The sequence below is a fragment of the Herminiimonas fonticola genome, from assembly GCF_040395855.1.
In the GTDB taxonomy this organism is placed as follows: Bacteria; Pseudomonadota; Gammaproteobacteria; order Burkholderiales; family Burkholderiaceae_D; genus Oxalicibacterium; species Oxalicibacterium fonticola_A.
This window is the reverse complement of record NZ_JBEBPO010000113.1, coordinates 1-6,572: the sequence shown is the minus strand read 5'-3', so window position 1 is coordinate 6,572 and position 6,572 is coordinate 1. Positions and strand designations below refer to the sequence as shown.

Genomic DNA, 6,572 nt, shown 5'->3' with positions numbered 1-6,572 from the left:
AATACGCGCGCATGCGGGCTGATCTGCAACTGACTGTCGATGACTATGCGTTGCGGCTGACGCGGCGTATCGATGGCACGCACGGTCAACTGCGGATCATCTTCCATCACCGTGCCTATGCCGGTCAGGATGGCGCACGCACGGGCACGCCAGAGATGTCCATCGGCACGCGCTTCATCGCCGGTAATCCACTGGCTGATTCCATTGTGCAGAGCTGTCATGCCGTCCAGGCTGGCGGCGGATTTCATCCGCACCCATGGCTTGCCGTGTTGCATGCGTGACAGGAAACCGATATTGATTTCACGTGCCTCTGCTTCCAGTACGCCACACGCAACCTCAATTCCTGCTGCTTGCAGCCGTGCCAAACCCTGTCCGGCAACCAGCGGATTCGGATCGGCAATCGCGGCCACCACACGCGCCACGCGTGCACGGATCAACGCATCGGCACAGGGTGGCGTGCGGCCATGATGGCTGCACGGCTCCAGCGTCACATAGACGGTCGCGCCCGCCACATCGTAGCCCTTGTCCGCTGCATCGTTGAGCGCCTGCACTTCTGCGTGCGCGTGACCAACCGGCTGCGTATAACCGCTGCCTATGACCTGGTTGTCCTTGACGATGACGCAGCCCACGCGCGGATTGGGCGCAGTTGTAAACATGCCCCTGGCTGCCAGTTCCAACGCAAGGCGTATGCCCTGTACATCGCTATGTATTTCCACGAGAGTCTTTGCTTAGGAAAATGAATCGGTACCGTAGCCGGAATATTCCCGGTTTGTTTGCTCAGCAGCTCGCCGCTTCCTTCTGCGGATTGCATACGCGCGCCCGTCCAAGAAAATTGATCACGACCTTGCGCGATTGCGAGCCCGACTCCAGCAACCAGTTTCCCGCCTGTGAGGTCTGGCTGTTCGCATTGGTACGCGTGCGTCCGCTACCGGTGTATGCAATATATTGTACTTTCGAATCGGTAAAACTGGGCGTGATACGAATATCCTCATGCAATGCGTCGTGAGAATAGATGATGGTTTCATTCGGATCCAGCCGCTGATCATTATTGTCATCGATGAAAATTACCCAGCCTTTGCTCCATTTGGTACCGTCCCCGGCCGGCACCAGATCCACGCGCCGGCCCCGATGTATGGCTTCCGAACGTGTCAGATGAACCGCCATCAATAAGGCATTCGCTGCCGTCGTCAAACGCTGGTTTTGTAACATGGCATGAAAAGAAGGAATACCGACACCAAGCAAAATTCCGACTATCAGCAAGATCACCATCGCTTCGACGATGGAAAATCCGCTGCTATGCACATGCCTGGCTGGCGACAAAAACATGGCCTTACCAGCAACGATCCGCTGCAGCAGATTTTTCGCCGCGACTGTTCAGGCTCATCGTTCCGCACAAGGGATCACGATAGGCGCTATTGACCATGACGGTGCCGGGCTGTGCAATCAGCAATACGCAGTCGCGTATCGTCTTGCCGTTGCAGGCTTGTGCACTGATTTCATAGAAGCTGGTTTTTGCATTCGCGCCGGAAAACCAGCTGAATTTTTTTGCTTCCGCATCGGTGGAAGAAGAGGAAAACGCCAGATACGTCGTGTGCAGCGAGTAATAGCGTTCCTGCTGTTGCATGGCCTTCATCAACGCGGCGCGCCCTTCGGTGCGCCGCGTTTTCAACACTGACTCCTGATAAGACGGGATGGCAATGGCAGCCAGAATCGCGACGATGATCAGTACGACCATCAATTCAATCATGGTGAAACCATGTGCAAGTCTGCATCGCATATCTGCTCCTATTTCCTGTTGCCGGATGTACGCAACTCCAGCCAGTTCACCAGTTCGCGCCAACTCAAGCGGCCTGCAGTTACAAAATATTCAGCCGTGTTTTTTTGTCCGGACTGCGCGGCTTCTGCGACGTCTTCCGCGTTGTTTTCTGCTGCCGGATCCAGCCGCTCAAGTTTTTTCTTCACCCGGCGTTTGCCGACTGCATCCGGCGCGGGTGTTTGATTCGGCATGCTCGCCACAAGCAGCGGCGGATTCAGCGCTGCAGCAGGAGTGAAATAGGTAGTCGGATTTGCATAGGCCGGCAAGCCGGTCAGCGCGTTCAGCATGTAGGAACGCCCGCTCGCTTGCTGGCAGGTATCAGCAGCCGGAATGTAGGTATTGAAAAACAGATTTCCGTCGATAATTTGCGCGCTGGCGATGCTGCGCTCACCGCTCTTGTTTGCATCGGTGAAATCGACATACCAGCCTTTTTCCGTCACGCCTGGCGCGCTGTACCGCACAGTGCTGCCACTGATTTCCAATGTATTGCCACCGGCATGCGTTGCCGCCAGCTTTCTTTCCGTGAGCTGACTGCGCATCACCGTCTTGTTGTCCAGGATATCGAGGATGGCGTAAAAGGACTGGCCTGTGAAACGCTGCCTATCCAGATCGGAGCCTTCCAGAAACTTCCCTGTGCCAAACAAGACCATATACGCATCGTCAGCAGCAAAAACCACCTGGGCTTTCTGCGTAATCGGCTGCCGGTTCCGCTGTGCATCGCTGGCAGTAAACAATGGTTTGAGCGGCATACTACCCAGCGCATTCGACCATGGAGCATTGCCGGCAAAATTGAAACGCCAGAGATTACCCTGCAAATCGCCGGCATAGACATGGCTCACCGCACCATCGGCAGCAAGAACCGCCGATGGCGCCATCAAACCATTGACCATATTCTTGTCGCTGATCGGAACAAGGAACTTGAAATAGTTGAGGCCGGCTATCCATTTATCCGCTCCGGCTTTATCCAGCGCCAGCAGAAACAATGCACCGGATGCCTGTGCGTTGAATTTTCCGACGCCATCATCGCGGTAGTTATTCAAGCCGCCTGCCACCACTGCGAAATAGCGGTAAATCGGTGCGCCCTTGCTGATACCGATCTTGAATTTTGCTATCAGCGGCGCACCGACTACATGGCCGATATCTGCATCGTCCTTATCGGTAAATTCCCACAGCACACCCAGCCCACGCTCGAACTGCTCAGGCCGCGTCACGTCCAGTGCAAAAACGCCTTGCGCACCGCTGCCCATGCCGGCGACCAGCACACTCTTCCATTGCTGGCCGAGGCGCGCTTCAGCAACTGCAAGCACGCCGTCCACATAGGGGCGATAGACATAATCGACTGCAGTCAATTGCGTCAGGTGATGGAACAAGGCTTGTGGAATATAGGCAAACAATTCTTCACCGGTGTCAGCAGCGAACGCATGCAGCATGCCGTCGGCAGCACCGACATAGACGACGGATCGCCGCGTCTTGCCGGCATCGTAAAACGCCTGGTAATCAGGTCCTCGCACAGCGGCATCGGGAGCGCCGACGAACACCGGTGCAGCATGCACAACCGCACCCAGCAAACGATCCCGTGCGCGAAAGATGCCATCCACCTGCCCCAATTCATAGCGGCGCCCGCCGCGCAAATAATCCAGACGCTTTTCTCCAAGCTGATCGTCTATACCTTTGGATGTATGCAATATGGTTTGCTGTGCAACGGAAAATTCGCTCCACAAAAATGGGATCGTACGCAGCGTTTGGTCTGCCGTCAGCCCTGCTGTATAGATGCGCCTCAGATTGGGAGCCGGTTGCGCCGGAGACGACATACCCGTCAATATGTCTGCCGCATCCCAATCGGCATTAGGCGCTTTGCGGATGGTGCTGTTTGCACCGTCAAACCTTAATTGGTATTTTTTCAGACTACCGTTTCCTGTTGCAGCATTGAATGCGGCCTGATACAGGTAAATGCCGGCACCGGAAACATTCGTTGCCGATACAGTAGCGCCGGATGCCGTCAGTGCTCCCATCCCTTGCGTGGCACACGATATCGTCATCGGGTCGGTTTCCAGCGCGACTTCCGGCACGGCGGCGCTGACACAATATGGCAGCAGCGACAGAAACAGCGTCATGCAGAATCTGTATCTACTGCGTTCACGTAGGCATAGCGGGTTCATCAATGCGTCTTGCGATAAACCGTTTGCAAAACAACTTGCGTCGTCTCTCGCGCACCAAAACCGATGGCGGTAATCCGGTAAAAATAGCTGGGCACATCACTGCGTTCGCCGGGCTTGCGATACAGCATCAATTCAACGATGTAACGCGGCACCCTGCCCGGCAAGGAACCATTTGCCGTGTGAAAAGCGCGGCCGGTAAATTGCCCGTATGGTACGGAACTTGTCGTGGACGCCGTATCATCCAGAAAATCGACGCCGTGCCAGCTCGGTACCATTCCTTCCGCAGCATGACGGCATAAGCCGAGATACGGATTCTGTATGCCACTGCTGCATGCGGCACCTGCCTCATCTGGGAAACCCCGTGCACTGGAATGCGAGAAAAGATGGCTGCGCGATCTGGCGAGATCCGGCGAATGTTCGATATCCACCTCTGCATCCAGCAATGCCGCTTCCGCCGCCTGAAATGCAATCTGCCTGTCCCTGTCGTTACGCGATGATTTTTCACCCTGCATGGCGATCTGCGCCGATGCAAGGCCAAGTAACAAAACCATCAAAAGAATCAGCAAGACTGAAAACAGCACCATGCCCTGTTGCGGTCGACGGCAGATAAACAGGAGGCTCTTCATGCACCGTTACCTGTCGCAGCATTACGTAACTGAATCGTATGCGTGAACACTTTTCTGATGCGATTTTTTGTGGCGCCCGGCAATACACTTTCCGTAATCCGTACACCTTTATCGCCGACTGCATGCATATCGCTATACGCAGCGCCGAACAGGTCGTATTCGCTTCTGAGCGCATCGTCGCGCGCAACTTGCGAACCGCGCACCAGCAAACCCAGTTTGATCACGCTGACTTTTTTCCAGTACGTCCGGCGATTGAAGTCGCTGGCACGTGCCAATGCATTGTCCCCACTCAACAGTAATTGTTCATCGAGAGCATTTATCCCATCGGCATTCAGGAACTGTTCCGCTACGCCATCGTCGTCTGCATCGATACCGTACAAGACTTGAAATGATTCCACGCCGCGCGCAATCGCATCTGCATTCCAGCTGGTTTTTGACTGATATTTGCAGCGCAGTTCAGGTTCGCCGGCACTATCCCTGGCAACAAAGAAAATGCTCCAGCCGCGTTCCTGTTCGGCACCGGTCGCGGCCACAGGCAAGCCGGCGCAATTCAGGATCGCCCCCTCTTCACCATAAGCGTCGTCACCGAAAAAACGCAAGGCCAGTACATCGCTGCCATTGACGACATCCGCCGCAGTAAGTGAATCGAGCGCCGGTGTGGTTTTCTTCAGCGTCATCGCATCTCTGCCGATGACGCTGGCACTGAAAGTAGCGTCTACCTGTGTAGGCATTGCGGCGCTGTGCCAGTTTTCATAGCCGGCCTGGCGCACTGCACGCGACAGGATTTCAATCGCGTAACGTCCGGTCTCCTGAATCTGCGCCTGTTGATCCTGCATTACATAGCCGGCCTTGCTCGCCACCAGCAAACCCATCGCAGTGAATACAATAAATAAACCCAGAGCAAGAGCGATCATCAGCTCGATGAGCGTCAATCCTTGCTGATGCAGCACGGATTGCAATCGACAGGTACCAGGCAGATTTTTCATTTTGCATAACCTGCAACGGTCAATACCATGCCTGGCGCTGCTGCATCGTCAAGCACACTGCCAGCGCGATCTTTTTCCTGCCAGCCGACCTTGATCACGACAGGTGCGCTCGCGGCTGAACTCGCTGTTGTCGTGCACTCCCAGGCGAAATGCCCGGTTACTGCATTCCACGGCAAGGCATCGCGGCAGATGCGCACACGACCGCCGGGGAAATCGCTATCCAGCTGTTGCAGCAAATGCGCAATGTCAAAACGCGCAAGCTGTTCTGCATCGCAATGCGCACCTGCGTCGTAACACGAATAATCGGATAAATGATGCGACGTGCCAGACGCCTGATAATCCACCAGCAAATAAGGATTCGCGCTATCGTCCAGCTGCATCTGCGCAACATTTGTACGCATCATGTCTGCCATATCGCTGGCCAGATAAAGTGCACGGGTTTGCAAGGCGGATTGCTGCGCAGTGCGCAAGGCAGTCAGTTGCATACCTGCGGCGCCGATCACACCTGCCGTCAGCACGAAAACCGAGATCAGCACCTCGATCATGGAAAATCCGTGTTCGCCTGATGTCATCATGTCGCGCCTTCCACCTATGATTGCTGCCGTTCAAAACAGAGCATGCAAACAAAAACGAGGTTTTTGAGTAGCGACGATTGTTGCAATAATTTATATTTTTTCGTATCCCATCAATATGGGATGCATATTTTCATTCGCGTTCGGAGCATGAAAGATCAGCGGCGTTTTATTCCGGGCAAAAAAATGGCCCGCGTCGCGAGCCATGTTGAATCCTGTTACTTGGATGGAGATTTGCGCTCTCGCCCCACTTCGGCAATCGCATCCTGAAACTCCGCCACATCTTCAAAACTTTTATACACCGAGGCAAAGCGGATATAGGCAATCTTGTCGAGACGCTGCAATTCGCGCATGACCAGTTCGCCAATCTGGCCGGAAACCACTTCCCGCTCTCCGCTGGAAAGAAGCTTTTG

General features: G+C 54.8%; 8 protein-coding genes. All 8 read right to left on the bottom strand.

Annotated features, from left to right (window positions below):
- Window positions 1–716, bottom strand: a 716-nt coding sequence (gene ribD, locus ABWP27_RS11570; protein WP_353156907.1) for a bifunctional diaminohydroxyphosphoribosylaminopyrimidine deaminase/5-amino-6-(5-phosphoribosylamino)uracil reductase RibD, incomplete at its 3' end; no start/stop codon positions are given.
- Window positions 717–777: 61 nt separating this feature from the next.
- Window positions 778–1,326 carry a GspH/FimT family pseudopilin gene (locus ABWP27_RS11565; RefSeq protein ID WP_353156904.1) on the bottom strand — a complete coding sequence of 183 codons (549 nt, stop codon included), beginning with the start codon at window positions 1,324–1,326 and terminating at the stop codon, window positions 778–780.
- Between the two features lie 4 nt (window positions 1,327–1,330).
- A complete protein-coding gene (locus ABWP27_RS11560) occupies window positions 1,331–1,777 on the bottom strand; it encodes a type IV pilin protein (protein ID WP_353156901.1) in 447 nt (148 codons plus the stop codon).
- A gap of 8 nt (window positions 1,778–1,785) precedes the next feature.
- Window positions 1,786–3,930, bottom strand: a complete 2,145-nt coding sequence (locus tag ABWP27_RS11555) for a pilus assembly protein (RefSeq protein ID WP_353156899.1) — start codon at window positions 3,928–3,930, stop codon at window positions 1,786–1,788.
- A gap of 44 nt (window positions 3,931–3,974) precedes the next feature.
- The gene (locus ABWP27_RS11550) at window positions 3,975–4,601 is read right to left on the bottom strand and encodes a pilus assembly PilX family protein (protein WP_353156896.1); all 627 of its coding nucleotides are present in this window, start codon (window positions 4,599–4,601) and stop codon (window positions 3,975–3,977) included.
- Entirely contained in the window at window positions 4,598–5,587 is a 990-nt protein-coding gene (locus tag ABWP27_RS11545) for a PilW family protein (RefSeq protein ID WP_353156893.1), read from the bottom strand. Before ABWP27_RS11545 ends, ABWP27_RS11550 begins: the two co-directional genes overlap by 4 nt.
- Window positions 5,584–6,162 carry a type IV pilus modification protein PilV gene (gene pilV, locus ABWP27_RS11540; protein WP_353156890.1) on the bottom strand — a complete coding sequence of 193 codons (579 nt, stop codon included), beginning with the start codon at window positions 6,160–6,162 and terminating at the stop codon, window positions 5,584–5,586. Before pilV ends, ABWP27_RS11545 begins: the two co-directional genes overlap by 4 nt.
- Before the next feature lie 215 nt (window positions 6,163–6,377).
- Window positions 6,378–6,572 (bottom strand): ATP cone domain-containing protein (locus ABWP27_RS11535; RefSeq protein ID WP_353156888.1); only part of this gene is annotated, 195 nt, incomplete at its 5' end.

Coding starts and splice junctions, on each gene's coding strand:
- ABWP27_RS11565 (WP_353156904.1), bottom strand. CDS start 1,326: ATGTTTTTGTCGCCAGCCAGGCATGTGCATAGCAGCGGATTTTCCATC.
- ABWP27_RS11560 (WP_353156901.1), bottom strand. CDS start 1,777: ATGCGATGCAGACTTGCACATGGTTTCACCATGATTGAATTGATGGTC.
- ABWP27_RS11555 (WP_353156899.1), bottom strand. CDS start 3,930: ATGACGCTGTTTCTGTCGCTGCTGCCATATTGTGTCAGCGCCGCCGTG.
- ABWP27_RS11550 (WP_353156896.1), bottom strand. CDS start 4,601: ATGAAGAGCCTCCTGTTTATCTGCCGTCGACCGCAACAGGGCATGGTG.
- ABWP27_RS11545 (WP_353156893.1), bottom strand. CDS start 5,587: ATGAAAAATCTGCCTGGTACCTGTCGATTGCAATCCGTGCTGCATCAG.
- pilV (WP_353156890.1), bottom strand. CDS start 6,162: ATGATGACATCAGGCGAACACGGATTTTCCATGATCGAGGTGCTGATC.